This is a genomic window from Caballeronia sp. LjRoot29, from assembly GCF_964252755.1.
GTDB lineage: Bacteria > Pseudomonadota > Gammaproteobacteria > Burkholderiales > Burkholderiaceae > Caballeronia.
Map to the genome: position 1 here is coordinate 1 of NZ_CAXUPU020000047.1, position 23,050 is coordinate 23,050.

22 protein-coding genes are annotated in these 23,050 nt (G+C 59.5%); 11 read left to right on the plus strand and 11 right to left on the minus strand.

Translation table 11 applies throughout. The annotated features are described in order from the left end of the window. Nucleotides 1-154: 154 nt before the first annotated feature. Nucleotides 155-1,084, minus strand: coding sequence for an AEC family transporter (locus tag ACSQ83_RS32345; RefSeq protein ID WP_414968741.1), 930 nt, complete (start codon nucleotides 1,082-1,084; stop codon nucleotides 155-157). Next, complete coding sequence (locus ACSQ83_RS32350) at nucleotides 1,081-2,019, minus strand: NAD(P)-dependent oxidoreductase (protein WP_436230926.1); 939 nt, start codon at nucleotides 2,017-2,019, stop codon at nucleotides 1,081-1,083. Before ACSQ83_RS32350 ends, ACSQ83_RS32345 begins: the two co-directional genes overlap by 4 nt. Nucleotides 2,020-2,069: 50 nt before the next feature. On the opposite strand from ACSQ83_RS32350, the gene ACSQ83_RS32355 reads away from it, so the two are divergent. Then, a complete protein-coding gene (locus tag ACSQ83_RS32355; protein WP_414949965.1) occupies nucleotides 2,070-2,927 on the plus strand; it encodes a LysR family transcriptional regulator in 858 nt (285 codons plus the stop codon). A 46-nt stretch (nucleotides 2,928-2,973) separates the two neighbouring features. On the opposite strand, the gene ACSQ83_RS32360 is transcribed toward ACSQ83_RS32355, so the two are convergent. From ACSQ83_RS32360 to ACSQ83_RS32370, 3 genes are all read right to left on the minus strand, one after another. After that, nucleotides 2,974-3,588 carry an HAD family hydrolase gene (locus tag ACSQ83_RS32360; protein ID WP_436230927.1) on the minus strand — a complete coding sequence of 205 codons (615 nt, stop codon included), beginning with the start codon at nucleotides 3,586-3,588 and terminating at the stop codon, nucleotides 2,974-2,976. A 158-nt stretch (nucleotides 3,589-3,746) separates the two neighbouring features. Continuing rightward, the gene (locus ACSQ83_RS32365) at nucleotides 3,747-4,463 is read right to left on the minus strand and encodes a flagellar brake protein (RefSeq protein ID WP_436230928.1); all 717 of its coding nucleotides are present in this window, start codon (nucleotides 4,461-4,463) and stop codon (nucleotides 3,747-3,749) included. A gap of 542 nt (nucleotides 4,464-5,005) precedes the next feature. After that, nucleotides 5,006-5,899 (minus strand): LysR family transcriptional regulator, encoded by an 894-nt coding sequence (locus tag ACSQ83_RS32370; protein WP_414949754.1) that lies wholly within the window; start codon nucleotides 5,897-5,899, stop codon nucleotides 5,006-5,008. A gap of 165 nt (nucleotides 5,900-6,064) precedes the next feature. On the opposite strand from ACSQ83_RS32370, the gene ACSQ83_RS32375 reads away from it, so the two are divergent. Both ACSQ83_RS32375 and ACSQ83_RS32380 read left to right on the plus strand, forming a co-directional pair. Further along, nucleotides 6,065-7,444, plus strand: coding sequence for an NAD(P)H-dependent oxidoreductase (locus ACSQ83_RS32375; RefSeq protein WP_436230929.1), 1,380 nt, complete (start codon nucleotides 6,065-6,067; stop codon nucleotides 7,442-7,444). Nucleotides 7,445-7,539: 95 nt separating this feature from the next. Beyond that, complete coding sequence (locus ACSQ83_RS32380) at nucleotides 7,540-8,844, plus strand: MFS transporter (RefSeq protein ID WP_414949756.1); 1,305 nt, start codon at nucleotides 7,540-7,542, stop codon at nucleotides 8,842-8,844. A 65-nt stretch (nucleotides 8,845-8,909) separates the two neighbouring features. Here the strand turns inward: ACSQ83_RS32380 and ACSQ83_RS32385 are convergent, their stop codons facing one another. The 4 genes from ACSQ83_RS32385 to ACSQ83_RS32400 form a co-directional block, all read right to left on the minus strand. Next, entirely contained in the window at nucleotides 8,910-9,953 is a 1,044-nt protein-coding gene (locus ACSQ83_RS32385) for an alpha/beta fold hydrolase (RefSeq protein WP_436230930.1), read from the minus strand. Nucleotides 9,954-10,169: 216 nt separating this feature from the next. After that, nucleotides 10,170-11,489 (minus strand): ATP-binding protein, encoded by a 1,320-nt coding sequence (locus tag ACSQ83_RS32390; protein WP_436230931.1) that lies wholly within the window; start codon nucleotides 11,487-11,489, stop codon nucleotides 10,170-10,172. Next, the gene (locus ACSQ83_RS32395; protein ID WP_414968748.1) at nucleotides 11,486-12,226 is read right to left on the minus strand and encodes a response regulator; all 741 of its coding nucleotides are present in this window, start codon (nucleotides 12,224-12,226) and stop codon (nucleotides 11,486-11,488) included. The genes ACSQ83_RS32390 and ACSQ83_RS32395 overlap by 4 nt, the downstream gene beginning before the upstream one ends. A 126-nt stretch (nucleotides 12,227-12,352) precedes the next feature. Continuing rightward, nucleotides 12,353-12,724, minus strand: a complete 372-nt coding sequence (locus ACSQ83_RS32400; RefSeq protein ID WP_436230932.1) for a GFA family protein — start codon at nucleotides 12,722-12,724, stop codon at nucleotides 12,353-12,355. Between the two features lie 175 nt (nucleotides 12,725-12,899). On the opposite strand from ACSQ83_RS32400, the gene ACSQ83_RS32405 reads away from it, so the two are divergent. Then, complete coding sequence (locus tag ACSQ83_RS32405; protein WP_436230933.1) at nucleotides 12,900-13,481, plus strand: thioredoxin family protein; 582 nt, start codon at nucleotides 12,900-12,902, stop codon at nucleotides 13,479-13,481. 73 nt (nucleotides 13,482-13,554) lie between these two features. Then, nucleotides 13,555-14,910 (plus strand): epoxide hydrolase family protein, encoded by a 1,356-nt coding sequence (locus tag ACSQ83_RS32410; RefSeq protein WP_436230934.1) that lies wholly within the window; start codon nucleotides 13,555-13,557, stop codon nucleotides 14,908-14,910. A 71-nt stretch (nucleotides 14,911-14,981) separates the two neighbouring features. Here the strand turns inward: ACSQ83_RS32410 and ACSQ83_RS32415 are convergent, their stop codons facing one another. Then, nucleotides 14,982-15,731 carry a nicotinamidase gene (locus ACSQ83_RS32415; RefSeq protein WP_436230935.1) on the minus strand — a complete coding sequence of 250 codons (750 nt, stop codon included), beginning with the start codon at nucleotides 15,729-15,731 and terminating at the stop codon, nucleotides 14,982-14,984. 295 nt (nucleotides 15,732-16,026) lie between these two features. On the opposite strand from ACSQ83_RS32415, the gene ACSQ83_RS32420 reads away from it, so the two are divergent. From ACSQ83_RS32420 to ACSQ83_RS32435, 4 genes are all read left to right on the plus strand, one after another. Continuing rightward, nucleotides 16,027-16,761, plus strand: coding sequence for a hypothetical protein (locus tag ACSQ83_RS32420; RefSeq protein WP_414968753.1), 735 nt, complete (start codon nucleotides 16,027-16,029; stop codon nucleotides 16,759-16,761). A 129-nt stretch (nucleotides 16,762-16,890) separates the two neighbouring features. Beyond that, nucleotides 16,891-17,265 carry an AEC family transporter gene (locus ACSQ83_RS32425; protein WP_436230936.1) on the plus strand — a complete coding sequence of 125 codons (375 nt, stop codon included), beginning with the start codon at nucleotides 16,891-16,893 and terminating at the stop codon, nucleotides 17,263-17,265. A 113-nt stretch (nucleotides 17,266-17,378) separates the two neighbouring features. Continuing rightward, complete coding sequence (locus tag ACSQ83_RS32430) at nucleotides 17,379-17,807, plus strand: YciI family protein (protein ID WP_414949770.1); 429 nt, start codon at nucleotides 17,379-17,381, stop codon at nucleotides 17,805-17,807. 59 nt (nucleotides 17,808-17,866) lie between these two features. Further along, nucleotides 17,867-19,630, plus strand: coding sequence for an MOSC domain-containing protein (locus ACSQ83_RS32435; protein WP_436230937.1), 1,764 nt, complete (start codon nucleotides 17,867-17,869; stop codon nucleotides 19,628-19,630). A 13-nt stretch (nucleotides 19,631-19,643) separates the two neighbouring features. Here ACSQ83_RS32435 and ACSQ83_RS32440 read toward each other — a convergent pair whose 3' ends face one another. After that, complete coding sequence (locus tag ACSQ83_RS32440) at nucleotides 19,644-20,219, minus strand: NnrU family protein (RefSeq protein WP_414949773.1); 576 nt, start codon at nucleotides 20,217-20,219, stop codon at nucleotides 19,644-19,646. 97 nt (nucleotides 20,220-20,316) lie between these two features. Here ACSQ83_RS32440 and ACSQ83_RS32445 point away from each other — a divergent pair, with 97 nt between their 5' ends. Together ACSQ83_RS32445 and ACSQ83_RS32450 are read left to right on the plus strand one after the other, a co-directional pair. Continuing rightward, the gene (locus ACSQ83_RS32445; protein WP_414949775.1) at nucleotides 20,317-21,003 is read left to right on the plus strand and encodes a TetR/AcrR family transcriptional regulator; all 687 of its coding nucleotides are present in this window, start codon (nucleotides 20,317-20,319) and stop codon (nucleotides 21,001-21,003) included. 230 nt (nucleotides 21,004-21,233) lie between these two features. Beyond that, the gene (locus tag ACSQ83_RS32450) at nucleotides 21,234-22,991 is read left to right on the plus strand and encodes a serine hydrolase (RefSeq protein ID WP_436230938.1); all 1,758 of its coding nucleotides are present in this window, start codon (nucleotides 21,234-21,236) and stop codon (nucleotides 22,989-22,991) included. Nucleotides 22,992-23,050: the final 59 nt, after the last annotated feature.

The following is a 23,050-nucleotide window of genomic DNA, read 5'->3' on the forward strand; positions in this document are numbered from 1 at the left end:
AATCAGCTAGCACTAAACCCGCTAAGACCTGGAAAGCAGCAACCCGGCGATGAACCAGACCGCTAACGCAGAACCCGTGCAACCCGGCAATGAACCAGACCGCTAACGCAGATCCCACCAATCCAACCTTACCCCCAATGCGAACGAAAACCTCTTAGCGCAGAACAAACCAAGCGGCACAAGGAAACGTCACAACACTGACAAAAGTCGACAGCAAAATCGACGCAGAAACCCGATTCGAATCGGCATCATACCGCTGTGCGAGCACATAAATATTCCCCGCCGACGGCAAGCACGCAATCAGAACGCCAGCCTGCACCCAGAACGATTCCAGCATCATCACACGGCTAAGAACAAACCAAGCCAACACCGGATACAAAACAAGTTTCACGAAACTTATCAGACATGCAGCAACAGCGGTACCTCGATCAAGACGCTGCAAAGCGAGCGCGCCGCCCAGTGCAAAGAGCGCCGTCGGACCCGCAGCACCACCAAGAAACGCCAGGAAGCGTGCAACGGGCCCGGGCAGTGCGAGCCCCGTGCTTGCCAGCAAAGCGCCCAACACAATGGCCCCAACCACCGGATTGAACACGGTGCCTCTAAGAATCTGCGAACCGATGCCGCGCCTGACATCGCCATTCGCCCCCATCAGCACGCCGCCGATAGACAAAAGCACCATGATCTCCGCCAATATCGCCATGGCCAACGGACCCGCTCCGCGCTCGCCAAAGAAAGCGAGCATCAATGGCGGCCCAAGAAAACCCAGGTTGCTCACCGTAGCCGTAGTCGCGTGCGCCCCTGCCGCGGCAACACTCGACGCAGCGATCAAACGCGACACCCCCAGCACCAGCACAAAGACGACCACACCCGATGCAAGGTATCCCGCATAGAAGCCGGGATTGAACGATTGTCGCAATGGCTGGCCCGCGATAAGCCGCAAAACAAGCGCTGGAAGCGCAAAACGAAACGAGAAGACGTTGAGCGCATCGAGCGCACCCGAGGCCAAAAGATGCGCGCGCGTGGCCGCCCATCCTACCCCAATGACACCAAAGACCGGGAGGCTGAGCAGGAAAAATCCGATCATCGCTGGAGGACGCTGCGCGCTTCAATTGCCTTGAGCACAGCGGCCATGTCCACATCCCCCAAGCCAAGGCCAAGTGCCTCGCCATAGAGCGCGTGGCAGACGTCCAGCAGCGGTGAGGCGATGCCGTTTTCACGCGCCGCCTCGGCAATCAAGCGGTTGTTTTCCAGTACGTTGGAGATCGCCGCTTGCACCGAAAAATCCCGCTCGATAAGTTTCGGCGCCTTCACACGCGATACATCACTCGCCATGGGCCCGGCGTTCAGCACGGCCAGGAACTGGCTGAGGTCGAGCGCGTTGCGCTGGGCGAAATGCACGGCTTCGGCCAGCCCCGTGACGAGTGCGATCAGGAACAAATTGATCGCTAACTTCATCAGCAGGGCGTTCGGAACCGGCCCGCACACCATGGTCTCGCGGCACATCGGGGCGAGCAACGGGCGGACGGCTTCTACGGCATCCGCATCGCCCGCCAGCATGGCAACGAGCTGGCCCGCCTCGGCAGGCTTGCGCGATCCTGAGACGGGCGCCTCGACGTAGCGCCCGCTAGCCGAGCGGATTTCGGCTTCCAAACCACGCGAATACGCCGGGGAGGTCGTGCCCATGTGGACGATCGTGCGGCCGTGTACACGAGATGCGAAGCTGGGGCCGCCACGGTCGAGGACCGCGTCAATAGCGGCGCCATCGACCAGCATCAGGATGACGGTCGGGGCGCGCGCAAACACCTCAGCCGCATCGTGCGCAAGCTGCGCGCCGGCATCGACCAAGGACCTGGTCTTCGCCAGCGTACGGTTCCAGATCACGAGCGGCGTACCGGCTTTCGCGAGGTTTAGCGCCATCGCTTCGCCCATCGCGCCGAGCCCGATAAAACCGAGCGTTTGTGTTGTCATGCCATTCCCGAATTGCTTAGCTGAATGGCACTGTATTCCGCGCGGTCGCATTAGAAAATCGATACTTATTGATGCAACGCATTACGATACATAATATGTCCATGACCCAGAATCTCGACATCAATCTCCTGCGGACCTTCGTCGCCGTGGCGGACCACGGCAGCATGACGGTGGCCGCGAACAGCCTGCATCTGACGCAAGGCGCAGTAAGCCAGCAGATCAAGCGGCTGGAGGAATCGTTCGATTGCAGTCTGTTCGAGCGCGAGGGACGCCGGCTTGAACTGACCCGGATCGGCGAACGTTTTCTGGGCAAGGCCAAACGCCTTCTCGGGATGAACGACGAGATCTGGGCGGATATGGCGACGCGTCCGTTACAGGGGCCGCTACGCATCGGCGTGCCGTATGACCTCGTGGGAACGTGCTTCCCGCCCATCTTCAAGGCGTTCGCGGAAGCCTGCCCTTACGTGGAGATATCGCTGATGTGCACGACGTCGCCCGACCTCTCCAAAGCGCTGGCGAGCGGTTCGCTCGACCTCGCGGTCATAGAGGCGGCCACGGGCGAAGCGGCGGGCGAATGCCTGCGTGTCGAACGGCTCGTCTGGGTAGGTGCAAGAGGGGGCATGGCGCATCTGAAGCGGCCGTTGCCCGTTTCGATTGTGGCGGAATCCTGCGCGTTCAGGCCGGTCGTTTTACAAGCGCTCCGCGAGAAGAATCTCGAATGGCGGAGCGTGTTCGAGAGTGGCAACATCGAGGCGACCACGGCGACGGTGAGAAGCGACCTGGCAATCACTGCATGGCTGGCGTCCACGGTTCCAGCCGACATGGATATCCTCGATACAGATACCGGCATGCCGGCATTGCCGAACTTTGCAATCAGCCTGCATTTGCCGTCCAACACCGGACCGGCGGCGCGGGCATTCGCACAATACGTTCGCGATGGCGTGTTGCGATGGTCGTGAGCTTCGCGCTGTTGCATCGTAAGAAATCGGGGTCCTGCAACGCGCGCTAAAGCAATTGCCAACGCTTGAGTTCTTCTGCCAATGCATCGACGCTGACAAATTTGTATCCATGCAAACCGGCGTTGATCGCACCGGCGACGTTGGTGTCTGTGTCGTCGATGAAAAGCGTTTCGTCCGCTAGCACGCCAAGCTGTTCGAGACATCGAAGATAAGTTTGCGCCGCCGGCTTCGCTGCACCGAACGAAGCGGACGCATACACGTGCGGCCCGAAGAGTTGCGCGACGGGAGGATTCAGATAACCAATATGATCCGTGACCAGGCGGCAATTGTTTGTCAGCACCGCAATCTGGCAACGGCCGGCCACTTGTGCGGCGAGTGCAAGCACTTCGGTGTAAGGCGTGATCGATGCATGCCGGGCCGCCAGCCAGTCGTCGCGATGAATGGGGCAGCCCAGCAGGTTGCTTAATTCGCTTAAGTACTCGTCGTCGCTGATCTCTCCGGCGTCGGCGCGCGCTTCCAGCCCGGACCCCCAGATAGCGTGACGCACGGCGTCGGGCGACTGACCTGACACGGCCGATAAATGCTCGACCCGGGCGGCGCGGTCGTAGTGGGACAGGACGCCTTCCATGTCGAACAGGACGAGCGCGGGAGATGCGGTCATGTGGTCGGCCTCGCGGAAGAAGCTTTCAGCAGGCGAACCATAGATGGGGCAACATGCCCTGGATTCGCTGGAAGATTCTATTGTGCCCCGACGAAAAACACCGTGGTCAAACAGGCCTTGACGTCGCGGACGGCTCCCGGCCCCTTAACAAGTCCGAATCAGATCTGTTCCGCCATGAGCGACTTCAACGCAATGCGCTGCGACGGTTCAAGCTTCTCGAATTCCAGTCCGTAGGCACCGTTTTTGCCTTTTGCATCGACTCCCTGGACATGCCGCACTATCGCGTCGCAATCAATGTTGACGTCGGTGTCGTCCGTGTTGAAACGAAACGACAAATGGAGCCGGTCGTCGAGCTTCGCGTTCGGCTCGGCGACGGCCAACGACATGCCGAAAGGACTGATATCGCGAATCAGGCCAAGTTGAGGCGTGCCCTCGCCGCTGTCCGCGTTGAAAAAATGCGCCGGCATGTGCGTGGTCACGCGTATGAACTTGCGTGCCCGCAAGCGGCGGATAACGCCAGGCTCCGACAACACCAGATAGTGAAACGGTTCATGGCACACGGCCTCAACGGTGCAGGCGAACTGGAACACCGACCGCGTTGTCAGCGCGACCAGTTCGACTTTCTCACCACGTGCGAGGTCCAGCGGCTGATGCCCTGAGATCACGGGTTGGGTGATGAAAACTGCGCGTGCGTGGCGCGCTCCGGGCGTGGAGAAACCAATGACGCGGCTCGAATACATGGCGGACCCGGGGGCCGCTCGCAAGCCCAGGCGCGCACCGATTTTCAAGCCGATAGTGTCGAGTGTTAGATGTTCGGCAGACTCATTCTCGGGCGCATCGGCATCAGCGTGGGCGGTATGCGCCGAATTATTCACGCCGTCTCCGGACGCCTCTTCGAACTTGGAGGGCTCGAAGTTTTCGAACAGGAATGTTCGCGCGGCCTGACTTGGTAATGTGGAGCCGGCTTCGATTAACAGAGCACCATCTGCACTAACGATAGACCATGCTAGCGGCTCTCCAACGGGAACGTCATTGAGCGAAAGACGGCTGGACGCTGAAGGTGATGGTAAAACGGAAACTTCATCGGTCATAGTCTGAGTGCGGAAGGTCGAAGCAGCGATGATGGTCTAACCCGCTTCTCGGCCGCTGCTCATCGACTCCGAAGCTGACTACGCGAACCATAGGGTGACGCCGTTGGGCGTTGGCGGTCCGCCTGGACATGGCTGATCGCCAACCGGTTCCGGTAGCCGATATATTAATATTTTTACGATCTAATAGGCCATCAACTTGCCGGCACGGATCCTACCCGAGGCGCGGAGGGAATGTCGATGTCGATTGGCAAGGTCTTGCATGCAGCTTGAACCCCACGACGTATGGTTAATCGCAAGCACGTCAGCGTTAGAGCGCGCAGGAGCTTTCACACCCAGAACAACCCTGACGCACTGCATTCGGCGCGAATGAAATCCGCAATGAGCTTGACCCGCGCTACATCGTGCGAGTCCGCATGCGTAACGAGCCAGTAGGAACGGCTGAGCGAAATTTCATCGGGGAGAAGACGCACGAGAGTACGATCCGTGCGCGCAATAAAGCACGGCAACACACCAATCCCCGCGCCGCCGCCCACTGCCGCGGCCTGACTAATCACATTCGAAATACGCACGGACGGCGTCAGCGACGTGGAGATCTGCGACAAGTAATCGAGCTCCGCACTCCACATCAAATCTTCGACGTAGCCAATCCACGGATGATCGAAGATATCCTCAAACGTGGTGATGGGCGCATGCGTGTCGAGGTATCGGGGCGACGCATAAACCCCAAGCGAATAATCATTGAGCTTGTGGGCGTAAACCCGCCCCTGACTAGGGCGCGTCATGCTGACTGCAATATCGGCTTCGCGCTTGGACAAGCTGAACATGCGCGGATTGGCGACCAGTTCTATCTCCAGGTCGGGATGCATGGCGGTCAGCTTCGCAATTCTCGGCGCAAGAAAATAGGTGCCGAATCCCTCAGGCGTACCAACCCTTACCGTCCCCGTCAATCCAACTGATGGATCGCCCAAACGCGCGTTGATGCGCAGAGCGAGGCTCTCCATTGCCTCCGCATCGGTCATCAAGCGTTCCCCTTCGGGCGTCAGCAAAAAGCCGACTGAACGCCGCTCGAATAGCTGCACGCCAATGCTTGCTTCAAGCGCAGCAACGCGCCGGCTAAGCGTCGAATGGTCTACGCCCATTTGCTGCGCTGCGACAGTGAGACGTCCCGCGCGAGCGACGGCGAGGAAGGCTTGCAGGGAATCCCAGTCAAATCTTCGCATGGGAATTTTTGCACAGCGCGGTTGTGGAATTGCCCATTCTATTGCAAAAAATTGGCTGCTATCTTTGGCTTCATGTCCTTCCCCGATGAAGGCGCGGTTCGATCCCGATCAAGCCAACGACAACGGACCGAGATTCAACCCTATGAATAAAGTAAAGGAGACAGCATGTCGCTTATCGCGAAACTCGAAGCTCGTGCCCAGGCAGGACGTCCCGTCAGAGTAGGACTGATCGGCGCGGGCAAATTCGGATCCATGTATCTGTCGCAGGCGCCGCGCACGCCGGGCATTCATCTCGTCGGCATCGCGGATATCTCGCCGGCGCGGGCACGCAGCGCGATGCAGCGTGTCGGCTGGGAAGAAGCGCGTTATTCGGCGAGTTCGTGGGCAGAAGCTTTGCGCAGCGGCTCGACCTTTATCACTGACGACGCCGACGCGATGATCGCCAGCGACCACGTCGATATCGTCATCGATGCAACAGGCAGCCCCGCAGCAGGCATCCACCACGCGTTGCTGTGCTGCAAGTACAAGAAACACATCGTGATGGTCAACGTCGAAGCTGACGTGCTTGCCGGTCCGCTACTTGCACGGCGCGCGGCGGAGGCGGGCATCATCTATTCGATGGCTTCAGGCGATCAGCCCGCGTTGATTGCGGAACTGGTGGACTGGGCGCGCACGATCGGTTTCGACGTCATCTGTGCAGGCAAGGGCACCAAGTATTTGCCGGTCTATCACCAGTCGACGCCGGACACCGTCTGGAGTTATTACGGCTTCACGGAAGAGCAGGTTGGTTCCGGCGACTTCAACGCGCAGATGTTCAACTCCTTCCTCGACGGCACGAAGTCCGCGTTGGAAATGGCGGCGGTATCGAACGCATGCGACCTGCGTCCGCCGCCCGACGGCCTGGCGTTTCCCGCCTGTGGCGTCGACGACTTGCCTGAGTTGCTGCGCCCGGCCTCCGAGGGCGGAATCCTGCCGCATCGCGGCAGCGTGGAAGTGGTGTCGTCGCTTGAACGCGATGGTCGTCCCGTGTTTCGCGACTTGCGCTGGGGCGTCTACGCCGTTTTTGAAGCGCCCTCCGATTACGTCCGCGACTGCTTCGCGCAATACGGCCTGAAGACTGACAAGAGCGGACGTTTCGCGGCCATGTACAAGCCGTATCACCTGATCGGCCTCGAACTCGGGGTATCGATTGCGAGCATTGCGGTGCGTGGCGAGGCCACGGGCGCGACCACGGGGTTCCACGGCGACGTTGCGGCTACAGCGAAGCGCGATCTGCGTGCAGGCGAGCGGCTGGACGGCGAAGGCGGTCACACCGTCTACGGCAAGCTGATGCCAGCAGTGGACTCCCTGCTGCACGGCGCGCTGCCCATTGGCCTCGCGCACAACATGGTGTTGCAACGTCCGGTGGCGGCCGGGCAACCGGTCCGCTGGACCGACGTGGCCTTCGACGCCACCAAGGAAGCCGTGCGTGTGCGTCTCGAGATGGAGGCGATGTTCCGCAAGGAACTTGGTGTAGAGGTGGCTGCCGAAAAACTCGCATCGTGAACGAGCCGCAAGTGCATCATAAGCATCCCTGATCGATGGCCGGGCGTCCGCCCGGCCGCACTCTATAACGTCCGGCAAAGGACGACGGAGGAGACATGAGCCATATCAGCGAAACCCTATTGGTGGCGCCGGCGGCGCGTACCGACGTCTACCGCAAGATCAGCTGGCGCATCATGCCGTTTATCGTGCTGTGTTATTTGTGCGGTTATCTCGACCGGGTGAACGTCGGTTTTGCCAAGTTGCAGATGCTGAACGACCTGCACATGAGCGACGCGGTCTATGGCCTCGGTGCGGGCATCTTCTTCATCGGCTATTTTATTTTCGAGGTGCCCAGCAACCTGATCCTGCATCGGGTCGGCGCGCGCATCTGGATTGCCCGGATCATGATCACGTGGGCGATTATTTCCGCGTTGACGCTGTTTGTGAAAACCCCGGTGCAGTTCTACACCGCCCGTTTTTTTCTGGGCGTGGCGGAAGCTGGCTTCTCGCCGGGGATCATGTTGTACCTGACCTATTGGTTTCCTGCGAGAAAGCGGGGCTTCGCGCTTGGCGTGTACTACATTGCGATTCCGTTGTCAGGCGTAGTCGGTGGTCCATTATCAGGCTGGGTGCTTAGCAGCTTCAGTCATTCGACCGTCATGGCGGGATGGCAGTGGCTGTTCCTGATCGAAGCGCTTCCGGCGCTGCTTTGCGGTATTGCCGTGTTGGCCCTGATGGTCGATCGCCCCACGCAGGCGAAGTGGTTGACGGATGACGAGAAGGCGTTAGTCACAGGAGAAATCGACCGGGAAGATTCAGAGAAGACAACGCACCATAACCTCGGCGCTATCCTTGCCGATCGGCACATATGGAAACTCTGCGCGGTCTACTTCTGCCAGATCATCGGCTTGTACGGCATCAGCTTCTGGCTGCCATCGATTATCAAGGACTCCGGCTTAAGTGATGTATCGACGATCGGCTGGTTGTCGGCGATTCCTTACCTTGTCGCCATTCCCGCGATCGTGCTTACTGGCATGAGCTCGGACCGCTTCCGCTCACGCCGGATGCATTTTTCAGTGCTGGCTGTGATCGGCGCAATCGGATTCGCTGCGAGCGGTTATGTAGGTCACCATCCAACACTCGCGGTGATCTGGCTGAGCGTGGCGGCTGCGGGCATATTGTCGGCGCTGTCGTTGTTCTGGAGCATTCCGTCGTCGTTCCTTGCCGGGACTTCAGTGGCCGTCGGCATTGCTGGCATCAACTGCGTTGGGAACCTCGCCGGCTTTGTCTCGCCCTATGCAGTAGGGTGGCTTAACGTGACAACGCACGACAATCGCATGGGCCTGTATTTCGTGGCCGCGTGTCTTGTGCTCGGCGCGTTGCTGGTGCGGACTGTATCGGGGAAACTCGCGGATCGTTGAGGGGGAGCTGAGGGTACCGGCATGGGTGGCTGGTCAGTCACCCATGCCGTTACTAACTCGCCCGGTCAAAGCCGCGCAACATCAATGACTGCATCGGCAAATGCTTTCGGCGCTTCCTGCGGCAGGTTATGGCCTATGCCGCCGTCGATGTTCCGATGCTGATATTTGCCAGTGAACTTCTTCGCGTAGGCGGCCGGATCGGGATGCGGTGCGGCGTTGGCGTCGCCTTCCATGGTGATGGTCGGGACAGAAATAGCCGGCGCCATCGCCAGACGCTTTTCGAGCTCGTCGTATTGCGGCTCGCCCTTGACCAGCGCCAGGCGCCAGCGGTAATTGTGAATCACCACCGCGACGTGGTCCGGGTTGTTGAACGATTCAGCCGAGCGCTCGAACGTTGCATCGTCGAAATTCCATTTAGGCGACGCGGTATGCCAGATCAGCTTGTTGAAATCGTGACGGTTCGCGGCATACCCCGCTTGACCGCGGTCCGTAGCGAAATAAAACTGGTACCACCAGGCAAACTCGGCCTTAGGCGGCAACGGCGTCCGGTTCGCCTCCTGGCTGCCGATCAGATAACCGCTTACTGACACCATCGCTTCGCATCGCTGCGGCCACAGCGCCGCAATAATATTCACCGTGCGCGCGCCCCAATCAAAGCCGCCGAAGATTGCCTTGTCGATCTTCAACGCGTCCATTAACGCAATGATGTCGACAGCAACCACGGCTTGCTGGCCGTTGCGAGGTGTATCTGCGGAGAGAAACCGTGTTGAGCCATAACCGCGCAGATACGGCACGATCACGCGATACCCAGCGGCTACGAGCAACGGCGTGACTTCGGCGAAACTGTAGATATCGTAGGGCCAGCCGTGCAACAGGATCACGACCGGTTTATTCTGCGAGCCCGCTTCGGCATAGCCAATGTTTAGCGCGCCGGCGTTGACCTGGCGAATAGTGTCGAACGAAGCAACACGCGTGGCAGCTTGCGTGCCGGCAGCGGGTGCGTTGGACTGCGCCTTGGCGAGTCCGCTTAGTCCCAACTCCATCAAACTGAGTCCTGCAACTGTTGTCCCGAGCAGGCGGCGACGTCGGGTATTAATTGGGTCCGGCATTCTTGATTCTCCTTGAGTAGTTGCTACGCCAAGCGCGATGTATCTGTCGTCTCGCTTAACGAAGCCAGGCTGTCTGGCCTGGAATCATTAGAACCCGTGGATGTATCTGGCTTGTGTCTGCGAAGAGGGCCAGTGAAACCTTATGTATTCAATGACGGTGTAGATACATTGAGATACAAAGACGGACATGCCCCGTAATCACTGAGTTATCCGAATCTATTTGGCGGATTTCAACAACAGCCTGGCTTCCAGGCCGCCGTCGGGCCGGTTATGCAGCGACAGCGCTGCGTTCATCGCCAGAGCAAGTTGCCGCGCGATCGCGAGGCCGAGTCCGGTACCACCGGTTCCGCGGTTGCGTGACTCTTCCACCCGGTAGAAAGGTTCAAATACCGCTTCCAGTGCCTCAGCCGGAATACCCGGCCCGCGATCAAACACTGAGACCGTCACCTCTCCGCCTTGCAAGGCAGCAACCTTGATCTCTGCCGCTCCGCCGAACTTCAGCGCGTTATCGACGAGATTGCCCACGATCCGTCTCAGTGCCTGAGGGCGCGTCACCAGTGGAGTGGCAATGTGTCCATGCAGCGAGACGTCCTTGCCGGCATCGATATAGTCGAGCACGAGGCTGTCGAGCAGCGCATCGGGATCGATACGCAGCGGCGCTTCGCTGGCGCCGTGCATGGTGCGTGCGTACGTCACGCCTTCCTTGACCATCGTTTCCATTTCATGAAGGTCCTGCTGCAGCTTTATTCCCTCGTTGCTTTCATCCATCACGTCGAGGCGCAGACGCATTCGGGTAATCGGCGTTTGCAGGTCGTGCGAAATCGCCGCGAGGATCTGCAGGCGTTCAGTCATGTACGACTTGATGCGGTCCTGCATGGCATTGAAAGCCCGGGCCGCACGCGCGACTTCGTCCGGTCCGTCTTCCGGCAGCCGCTCCGCCTTCAGGTCCGGGCCTAACGTATCGGCCGCGCTCGCCAACTGGCTCAAGGGGCGCGTAGCCAGCCGTACCGCCAGCCAGCAGCACGCGGCCAGCACTACTAATTGCAGGACCAGCAGCCACGATAACCACGGCGACAGCGGTGCGCCCGGCATAGGGCGGTAATCGATTGTCAGCGGCGTGCCGTCGCTCAGTTGCAGATGAACCTGCAAGCGCTCAGGGTCACCCGGGACCGCATTGGCCGTGAGCGGATAACGTTTTCCGATGCCGTCTGCAATCGATTGAGCCACCCGCGCGGACAGATTCGCGTCCGGCGGCGCGCCGGTGACGCCGGGCCCCAGAACAAAGGTGTAGGTGCGCCGCGCCAGTCTTGGCAGCCACGCGGCGCGTTCGTCAGCGGGCAGATGATCCAGAAGCGCGACGGAGCTGGTGACCTCGCGTTCGATGTAACCCATCATCACGTTATTCATGGTCTGGTCGCGTTCTGTCATGGTGAGCCACACCGACAGCGTTTGTACCAGCGCAAGGCCGACAAAGAGGATCAGGGCAAGCCTCGCGAACAGCGTGCGCGGCCAATGCAGCAATGCATTGAGCTTCATGGGTTGCCTTCGATCATGTTCACCGCCGCCGAAAATACATAACCTTCACTGCGCAGCGTCTTGATGTAACGAGGCTCGCGCGCGGTGTCCTGCAAGCGCTGCCGCAAGCGGCTGACCAGCAGATCGATCGAGCGGTCAAACGCATCGGCCTGGCGGCCCTGGGTCAGGTTGAGCAACTGATCCCGTGTGAGTACGCGCTGTGGATGATCGAGGAACACGCGCAGCAATCGGTACTCCGCGCCGCTGAGCGCGACCATGGTGCCTTCAGCGTCGAGCAGATGGCGCCCTGTGGTGTCGAGCCGCCAGGCGCCAAAGCTGATCATTGGCGCGGATTCCGTCACCTGCATGCCGGGCGGCAACATGCGGGCGCGGCGCAACACGGAGCGGATACGCGCCAACAGTTCGCGCACTGCAAACGGCTTGGACAGGTAATCGTCGGCGCCCATTTCCAGCCCGACGATGCGATCCGCTTCCTCGCTGCGAGCGGTCAGCATCAATACCGGCACCGAGCGAAACTTGCCTGCGCGTAATTCGCGGCACAGCACGAGGCCGTCTTCGCCGGGCATCATGAGGTCAAGCACGATCAGGTCGGGCGCACCCAGCTCCAGGACTGCACGCATCTGGCGGCCGTTTGCAGCGAGCGACACGCGCATGCCGTTCTTCTCGAGATAAGTGGCAAGCAGTTCGCGGATACCGCGATCGTCGTCGACGATCAATACGTGGTCGGTGTTTTCCATCGATGAATCAATCCTTCCGACGATAAACGCGCACCCGGTTCACATTGACCAGCAGACACTGCACGGGGTGCGCCATTTCTGTTGCGAGTCCGCCCGCCAGGAAGGCGAGAATTGCCATTAGCCGTCTCATGCATCCTCCACGACGGAGAGGCTCGCGCCATTGGCTACGCCGGCCTCCAGCGTATACGGGTCAATACCTTGAAGGCAACCGATGTTCGCGCGCCAATGCTGCGGATCTTTGCGCGTTTGATGGAACGGATAAATTCCGCAGTGCTTGCAGAAGTAGTGCTTAGCCGCGCGCGTATTGAACTGATACAGCGTCAGCGAATCCTCGCCGCTCAGGATCTTCAGGTCGCCGGCCGCGAACGTCGGCGTCATCAGCGCGCCCTTGCGCCGGCACAGGCTGCAGTTGCAACGCGTCGCAGGGGTGAGGGCGGTACGGACTTCGAATTTCACGCTTCCGCAATGACAGGTTCCGTTCAGCACTTCGGTACTCATGGCGTTCTCCGCATTAGGCATGGCTGCTTTATAGCCCACTACGCGCGACGCTTTGTATCTCAATGTATCCGGGCGCTTCCCTGACACAAAACATTGCACCGGGCGGCGTTGGCGACACAAGCCAGATACGAGCGGGCGTTCAAATACAGCCATGCTCACCACTCGAAGGACTGTCATGCTCTCCCGAATCAAAACCGCCGCTACCGTCACCCTCTTCGCCGCAGCCGTTGCAACCGGCGCGCTGGCCATCACAAGTCTCGTTGCGACTCCCGCGGCCAGTGCTGCCGCAAGTGGCGCTGGAAGTCCGCTTGGCAGCGCCAATAGCGCTCCGGAATTCACCGGTATCGATAAATGGCTCAATAGCGATCCGCTGACCATGCAGCAGCTGCGCGGCAAGGTGGTACTGGTCGATTTCTGGACCTATACCTGTATCAACTGTATCAATGTGCTGCCTTATGTGAAGGCATGGAATCAGAAATATAAGGATCAGGGCTTGGTGGTTGTCGGCGTGCACACGCCCGAGTATCCATTCGAGCGCAACACGGACAACGTCAAGACCGCCATCAAGCGGCTTGGCGTTACGTATCCGGTCGCGCAAGACAACCGCTATGCAACGTGGAACGCCTACAACAACCAGTATTGGCCCGCGTTCTATCTGGTCGACAAGAAAGGGCACGTGGTCTACACGCACTTTGGCGAGGGTGACTACGAACAGACCGAGGCGAAGATCAAGTCCTTGCTGGCGGAAAACTCGTGATTCGTCGCACGATGTCCTTAGCGCTTACTGTGCCATTGATTGGAATTCCGCTTCATCGTCACACGGAGGTTTTATGTTAAATAACGTTCTTCCGCCATCGCCGTCTCGCCGTCGTTTTGTTAGTGTGGCCGCGGCGACTATGGCTGCGGGCTCATTAAATCAGTTCGCTTTCGCGGAAACTAATCAAACGATTACTGAAGTTGCACAATCGACGAGCGGCGACAAGACGGCGATTCGTCCGCTTCGTGTGCACGTGTTGGAAGCGCAACTCATCGATCTGCAAAGACGTATAAAAGCAACGCGATGGCCCGAACGGGAAACAGTCACCGATGACTCGCAAGGCGTGCCGCTCGCGATGATCCAGGAGCTCGCGCGTCATTGGTCGACCGACTACGACTGGCGCAAGTGCGAGGCGAAACTGAACGCCTTGCCGCAGTTCGTGACGGAGATCGATGGGCTGGATATTCATTTCATTCATGTTCGCTCGAAACATGAGAATGCGATGCCGCTCATCGTCACGCATGGGTGGCCCGGCTCGGTCATCGAACAGTTCAAGATTATCGATCCGCTGACCAATCCAACGGCGCATGGTGCGAGTGCATCGGACGCTTTTCACCTGGTCATTCCATCTTTGCCGGGCTATGGTTTTTCCGGCAAACCGGCCACGACCGGTTGGGGTCCGGAGCGCACTGCACGTGCTTGGGTCGTGTTAATGACGCGCCTTGGATACACCAAATTCGCGGCGCAAGGCGGCGATCTGGGCGGTATTGTCGCGAACGTGATGGCTAAGCAGGCGCCACCGGAATTGCTAGGCATTCACGTTAATTTTCCCGCGACCGTTCCGCCCGAAATTGTAAAGGCGCTTCAAGCGGGAGACCCGCCGCCGCCCGGTCTGTCGGATGACGAAAAGCACGCCTACGAGCAGCTGAGCAGCGCCGCCAAGAAACGACGCGCCTATGCGTTGGAGATGGGCACACGCCCTCAAACGCTCTACGGATTGTCGGACTCGCCCATTGCGCTGGCGAGCTGGCTGCTCGATCACGGCGACGGATATGTTCAGCCTGCGGCCGCACTGACCTCGGCCGTATTCGGGCACCCCGTTAATGGAGAGTCCGCGGGCGAGTTGACGAGAGACGACGTGCTCGACGACATCACGCTCTACTGGTTGACGAATACAGGAATCTCCGCAGCGCGCTTTTATTGGGAGTCTCACTTCAACTTTCTGGCCGCAGCCGATGTATCAGTCCCGGCGGCCGTGAGCGTGTTTCCTCGTGAGAACTATCAGGCTCCGCGGAGCTGGACAGAGCGTGCGTATCACACTCTCATCTACTACAACCGGGTCGATAGAGGCGGGCACTTCGCCGCGTGGGAGCAACCGCAACTATTCGCAGAGGAGGTTCGCGCGGGTTTGAGACCGCTGCGTACTTGAAAAGAAACAGCCAAACGCCGGAGGACACATGCTCCGCGCGTCAGGGGTCCAGACACGCGCGCAATATCCGCTCACGTCGACAAGATATCTTGTGACTGGATCCGCTTTACGCCCACGCGATCCATGTTTTTGCGCGCGGCCGCAAGCGAGCCGTTGAGATCGATCGGACGCGTTGCATCCTCGATCACATAAGCCTGGAACCCCGCCTTGCGGGCATCCATTGCTGTCCATGCAACGCAGAAATCAGTCGCCAGTCCGGTCACGAACACGGTGTTAATACGCCGCTGCTTCAGGTATCCCGCGAGGCCGGTTTCTGTCTTGTGATCGGCTTCCTCGAACGCGGAATAGCTATCCATGTCCTTGTGAAAACCCTTGCGTATGACCACTTGCGCAGTCGGCAGCTTGAGGTCCTTGTCGAGCGCGGCGTCGTCTGTGCCCTGGATGCAATGGTCCGGCCACAAGACCTGCGTGCCGTATGACAACTGCGCTGTCTCGAACGGCTTCTTGCCGGGATGGGAACTGGCGAACGACGCGTGTCCCACCGTGTGCCAGTCCTGCGTGATGACAATGTTCTCGAACTTGCCGGCCAACTCGTTGATGAGCGGCACGACCTCGGCGCCGCCTTTCACCGGCAACGTTCCGCCATCGATGAAACAATTTTGCACGTCCACAACGATCAACGCAGACTGACTGCCGGGCTTGATGTGCTTGCCTGATGTTGCGGATGCTGCCAAGACGCTCAGGCTTCCAAGGCCAAGAAGATGGGCCCGACCGAGCGCGGCGGTCGACCTGATCAGTGTCCTGCGATGGTTTTCTCCCACGGTGACTCCCCTTTTTGATTGAAGCCACGATCATAGAGGCGCCAAATTTATTCCACGCTCCATTTTGATGCATGTGTCTTATCGAAGAGCCCGGCATAAGCAGTTGCATAAAAACGCAAACAACCGGCCTTCGCGTCGCCGGGGCCAGACGCAAATCCCGCGATGGGATTGACTGCGTGAGGCACCGGCGGTATCTTTTTCGCCGGAGTACTACTTCCCCTGCGCCGCTTCGCAGTCCATTTTGATTCCGTGCCGGCTGTGGAGGCTCGTTTGCACAGAAACCTGGACCGAAGTCATGCGCATTTACTTCCAGAACGCGTCCATCCCGACGCGGGCCGTTGATCGGCTCAAATACCGCCTATCGCTGAAGGAATCCCAGGCGCGACAGGTGACCTCCGAAGTCTTCGGCTATAAAGACTGGACCGAGCTTCACAGCGAGCTGGGCAGCAAGGCAGCGTCTGCGCTCGACGAGGCGTGCGACAGCACGGCCCTGACCGAGAGACGCGTCTATCAGGCATCGCAATTGGTCGCATCGCACGTTGATCTTCAAGGTGAAGCCGCGGACGACTTGGTTCATTGGTGGCAACCATCGGCCGCGAATCCGCAAAAAGAGGGCGGCGACTCAACCGACACGCCGTTTGCCGGTTCAAAGGAAGAACTAAGTTTCCAGGAAGCGCTAACCACGTTGGCTCACGCCGCGAACCAGTCCGTTGGCCACTTCGAACATGCGCTCACGACCGGTATACGCAGGACCGAAAACGATAGCTCGCTGAGGTTTGCGGAATCGATTACTGATGAATTGCTAAGCGGCAACCGAAACCGGGAACCCGAAGTGGCGCGTCATCTCCTCGAGGCGTTGGCCTCGCGAGGACTGCCCCGGTCGATACTCAACCTCGCGATGAGCCTGGATCTTGGCGATGGTGGACCGAAAGACGAAAAGAGAGCCGCAGCCTTGCTTGAGCAGTTGGCTAAATCTGCATCAACGCCCGATGATCTGAAGCGGATTGCCGAATCACGCTTAGGGGCCTAGCGCCGGCGGAAAACAAGGTCGTGAACAGGATGCGGTTCGATCCCGATCCCGATCCCGATCCACGCTACGAGAGGTCACCATGCATCTCGCCGGCACCATCCTTCCGATCTTTGAGATCATCCTGACGGGATGGCTTGCCGGCGCCTCCGGCTATCTACCGCGCCGCTGGTGCGGCAGGTCGCCACCAACCCCGTCATCCTTGCGACCATTTTCGGGCTGCTTTGGTCGATCCTCGGTTCGCCGCTGCCCAGGCCGGTTGCGTCGATTCTCACGATGCTTGGCGAAGCCTTGACGCCATGCGCGCTGTTCGCCATTGGACTCGATCTGACACTCACCGAACTGCGCGAACGCCTGGGTCTTTATGCGCTGCTGACGGCGCTCAAGCTGGCTGTCATGCCGCTCGTGGTCTACGCGCTTTGCGTTGCAACGGAACTCGACCGGACCGCGACCATCGCCGCCGTCGTGTGCGCGGCCGCGCTCGCGGTTGAATACGATGTTTTTTAAGCGCCGGTGCAATTGGCTGTCGAATTTGGGCGCGCTCACTCGTCGTTGTGCTGAAGACCTCGCAAGTCTTCTCGAGATAATCAGTGAATCACTTTTTGCACAGGAGAAACGAAATGCGCGTGATGGTCATGGTCAAGGCGACCGCCGAATCCGAAGCAGGTCAGATGCCGAGCATGGAACTTATCGAAGCGATGACCCGATACAACGAAGAACTCGTCAAAGCGGGCATCATGCAAAGTGGCGATGGACTGAAACCGAGTTCGGCGGGCGTGCGCGTCAAGTTTTCGGGCAAGGACCGGACCGTCATTGACGGTCCCTTTTCCGAAACCAAAGAACTGATCGCCGGGTATTGGCTCTGGCAAGTCCAGTCGATGGACGAAGCGATCGAATGGGTTCGCCGCTGCCCGAACCCGATGCCGAGCGAATCGGAAATCGAAATTCGGCCTTTCTTCGAACCCGCGGATTTCGGCGAAGCGTTTACGCCTGAACTTCAGGAGACCGAAAGCCGGTTGCGCAAGGAGATCGACGCGCAACGTCGCTAATGGCGCTACGCGACGCAGTGCGCGCGGCCTGACGTAAATTGACTTCCACGGAGGGAAGCATGGCTCGACTGTTATCGGTGAACGTCGGACTGCCGCGCGACATCGACTGGAAAGGCCGCACGGTCCACACTGCAATCTGGAAGGAGCCGGTGCATGAGCGTTGCTGGGCCGGCCGGTTGAACCTCACCGGCGATGGTCAGGGTGACCTGGGCGGACACGGGGGCGAGCAGCGGGCCGTGTTCGTCTATCAGATCGAATCGTATCGCCATTGGCAGGCGCAACTGAAGCGCACCGGTTTTGTCCACGGCCAATTCGGCGAGAACTTCACGATCGAAGGCATGCCGGACTCTGCGGTGTGCATCGGCGATCGCTATCGGATCGGTACCGCGTTATTCGAAGTGACGCAACCGCGGGTCACATGCTACCGCGTCGGCATCCGGACGAACGAGCCCCGCATGGCTGCGTTGTTGACTTCCGGCGGACGGCCTGGGTTCTATCTCCGTGTCTTGCAGGAGGGTGCCGTCGGCGCTGGCGATGACATCATAAAAGTCGGTGAGGCAACAGAGCGCATGAGCGTCGCCGAGATCAACGCGCTTCTGTATTCGCCCCATCATCCGCGCGATCGGTTGGAGCAGGCGTTGCGTATCGATGCCCTTTCGCCCGGGTGGCGCGGGTCGTTCGAGGCGTTGCTGCGGGACCAGACGACGGGTGGTGCTAGCGGGAACGCAGGACTTGCGCCTGCCGTCGCTGTGCATCCGGTCGCGCCAGGATTTCGACCGCTCACGGTGACGGCGATTGAACCGGCGTCCGCCGATGTCCTCTCGCTGACGTTGCGGAGCACGAGCGGTCAGTTGCTGCAATCGGCACTGCCGGGCCAGTACGTGGTGTTGCGTCTGCCTCGACCCGACGACGGGCCGCCACTCTTTCGCAGCTACTCGCTTTCGGGCGCTGCATCGACGGAACGCTATCGGATCAGCGTCAAGATCGAGCCGAATGGGGCAGCGGGAACCTACCTGCGAACGCAGCTTCATGTGGGCGATGCACTCGATGTCAGCGCGCCGCGCGGCAGTTTTGTCCTGCAGCGGGGAGACGGTGCGCTGGTGCTGCTCAGCGCTGGAATAGGCGTGACGCCTGTCCTTGCCATGCTGCACGCGCTGGCCGCAGAGGGCTCGACGCGGCAGGTTTGGTGGCTCCACGGCGCTCACGATGGACAGCACCACGCATTCGCCGATGAAGCCCGCGGTCTTGTGCATGCACTGGCGCATGCGCGCAGCTATATCTGCTACAGCCAGCCGGAATCGAGAGAGCGCGTTGGGACGGCTTTCGATGCGACCGGGCATCTGTCGCGGCAGGCTCTTGACGAGGCAGGTGTGCCGCGAGACGCGAATTTTTACCTCTGCGGCCCGTCGCGTTTCATGGCGGACATGAAAGTGATGCTCGCCGGTCTGGGCGTCGCACCGGAGCGGGTTCACGCTGAAAACTTCGGCGGCGGTCAGGCGATGACACCTGGAATCGTCGGCGCTCCGATGCGTGCGCCACACCTGCCGGAAGACGATGCCGACACCGGGCCACTCGTTTCATTCGCGCGCAGTGGTATTGCAGCGCACTGGAATGCGGCGGTGCATCCGAGCATCCTGGATCTGGCCGAAACGTGTGACGTACCGGTTCGATGGTCGTGTCGAACCGGGGTGTGTCATAACTGCGAAAGCGGACTGGTTTCGGGGACGGTCAGCTATGGTCCAGAGCCACTCGACATGCCTGCGCAAGGGAACGTTCTTATCTGTTGCGCGCAGCCGGGTGGGGATATCGTTATTGATCTGTGAGCGCAAATCCAGATCAGCCGAGCGGAGACACTCCCACCACGCGTGCATGGGCCCACAGCAGCATGAACGCGTACAGCCCCAACCCCACGACGACAACGATTACATCGTTCATGGCCGAAGGCGGCGCGCCCGGCACCGGGCGGACGTTGGCGCGCCGGCTAACCGAGATCAGGTCCGCCACTGCCCAGAGGAGGAACGCGCCGAACAGCAGCAGATCGTTCAGCGTACCGTTGGCGAGCAAATGCGCCACCGCCCACAAGATAACGGCGAGCAGCATCGGATGTCGGGTCAGGCGCTTGATACGACCCGGCAGATAAGCCGCGACCAGCAGCGGAAATACCGGCAACATGAGCAGCAATGTGAGGTGCCGCAGCGGTAGCGGCGGCGCGTAGACCACGACCGGTGTCTGCCGCGCGATGCCGTAACCGTAGATCATCGCGACCAGAGTGACGATCGACACCAGTGAATACAGTGCTCTCCATCCGTTCTTGCCCATGCGCGCGGCTTGCGCATCCCGCCAGAGTGGCGCGACGATGGAGACGGAATGGATACCGAGGAAAACCAGGAGACCTGCAACGAAGATTGTCATAAGTTCAATTGAATGTTGACAATAGCAATATCTAAAATAGATGCTGTGCTTTAGTTCGTCAAGATAAAATTGACGACGTCAACATTGGCGGAAACAGATGACTATCAAGAAGACGGGTAAGCGAGCCGAACAATCCAAGCAACCATTGGCCGCTGAGGCCAGGCGTCCGTATCACCACGGGGCATTGCGTGAGGCCATGCTGGAAGCAGCGGAGCGCATCCTGGCCCGCGAGGGCATCGGCGGGCTTACGTTGCGAGCCGCCGCGCGCGAGGCCGGCGCATCTCACGCCGCCCCCAAGAACCACTTCGACAATGTGACCGGACTGCTCAGCGATTTAGCAGCCGTCGGTTTTCGCCGCTTCGAAAGCAGCCTGCTCGAAGCGTCTGCGGCGGTCGCCGCTCCCGAGGCGCGACTTGCCGCGCAAGGACGCGCCTACGTTGAGTTCGCGACAGAGTTTCCGGGTCTATTCATGCTGATGTTCCGCAGCGAGCGGCTTGACCTCGAACGACCGGGTTTGCGCGAAGCGATGAGCGGCGCGTTGTCGGTGCTGCGCGCGACCGTCGGTGCGCCGCAAGAGCCTGACGCTCCGCTGTCCACAGAGGGCGCCGCGCGCGTGGTGACCGCCTGGGCACTGGTCCATGGATTTGCCATGCTCAAGGTCGACGGGCGTCTCGACGGCATAGTCCGCGGCTTGGCTGAAGGCATGGACGCAATGTCACTGCTTGATGTCATTCTCAAGTCAGGCGGCGGGCAACTGAGAAGTGGCGACCCGCTCGCGTGTTAGGAAAAAACGAGAAGAACAAACTGCACTTCTTCCGGTCCAACGTGTCCTTATCGTTCAAATGAAAACTTGCATTGTGTAATTCAAGGCATTTCAGCATTTCGATCGCGTTACGCTAACCCGAGTCGCGATTCTTTCTAACTCCACCCGCTTTTTGCTTCCGCGACCCTTAAAGAACGCCACGACCCAAGACGCTTCTCCGACACGCTTCTCTTGCCACTAAAGGACAATCGATGCTGAACGAATTGAGTGATTTTGATGCTTTGATGGAGAAGCTGGTTAGCGAATGGAACGTACCGGGTATTGGCGTCAGTATTCTTAAAGACGACAAGGTCCTGCTCGCCAAGGGATATGGGTATCGCGACTATGCACAGAAGCTGCCATTTACGCCGGCGACCGGGTTCCCGATTGCGTCGAACACAAAGCTGTTCACTGCCGTTGCGGCCGGCTTGCTGGTCGATCGCGGTCTGCTGAGCTTTGACCGTCCAATCCGCGATTTCGTCCCAAGTTTGAGTTTCTACGATAAGTCACTTGATGAAACGGTGACGCTGCGCGACATGCTGGGTCACCGGACTGGCGTGCCGCGACACGACATGATCTGGTACGAAGCGCGCCTGTCGCCGAAGCAATTGTTCGAGCGGATCAGGTTCATGAAGCCGGAAGCGCCATTACGCACCAAGTTCATCTACAACAACATGATGTACGAGGCAGTGGGTCACATTATCGAATTGTTGACCGGGAAACCTTGGGATATCTTCGTCCACGACGAGATCCTGACACCGTTGGGCATGACCCGGACTGCCTTCTCGATTACCGGCATGCTTGCGCAGCCGGAATTTGCCGTGCCCTTCCTCGAGAAGCGCGACAGCAGTGAACTCTGGCAGCCGCCCTATATGGACGCTGACGAGTCGAGTCCCGCGGGAAGCATGGTTGCCAGTCTGGATGACATGTCTCGCTGGCTTGTCATGCTGATGAATGGCGGCCGACTCGATGGGAAACAGATTATTCCTGAGCGCATTTTGAAAGCGACGCTGGCACCCGGCTTGCCAATTCCCGATGCGATGGGCGAGGCCATGGGATTCTCGCCGGAGCTAAACGTCATCTATGGCATGGGCCGGCAAACCGCTTCGTACCGAGGGCATTTGCTCACGAGTCACGGGGGCGACCTGCGTGCCTTTCACTCCCAGATCTCGTACTTGCCACGCGAGAAAATTGGCGTGAGTGTGTTCGTTATTGGGGATCATTGCGCGATGCTGCGCAATGTCGTTGGCTACGAAATTTGCGACCGCATGCTGGGACTGGCTCCTACGGACTGGACCGAACGCATGCTGGACTTCAGCAAGAAGATAAGAAGCACCATGCGCGAGGCGCGTCAACGCGTGACGCCTAATGCCGTGCCGAACACATGCCCGTCGCACGACCTTGCGGAATATGCAGGGCATTACGGCCATCCTGCTTATGGCACGTTGACTGTCGCGCTACATGACAAGCAGCTTCAGTTTGAATTCCGCCATGCCAGGCTCGCACTGAATCACTTTCACTATGATCGTTTCGACACCCCCGATGACGAGGCCGAAGGTGCCTGGTCCGTATCGTTCCAGACGAGCCCGCTAGGCGACATCGACCGCGCGGTGCTGTGGCTGGATGAGGCCGATGCGGTATTCGTGCGTGTCCCTGATTCACTGCCGGCTAGCGTGATCGAAAAGCTCGTGGGGACCTACGTGACGGCGTTCGGGATCAAGGCGGCGGTCCAGATCAACCGTGACGAGAAGCTCGTGCTGCGCTTTCCGATGTCGCCCGCCGAAGTCCTCGTGCCGCTCAAGGATCTTCAGTTCCGAAGCCGGATGAGTCCGGAAACCACGTTTGAATTTGTGATGGAATCAGGCTGCGTGACCGCATTGAGGCACTGGAACTCGCGAGTGGAAATGATCCTGACACGTATAGAGGATGACGAATCAATCGATGCCATGGACGAGGACGCGTCAACCTGAGGCCCCTCGTTTTTACAGGACGTTTACGGCGGCAAGCGTTCTTTCGACACGGCTGTTAC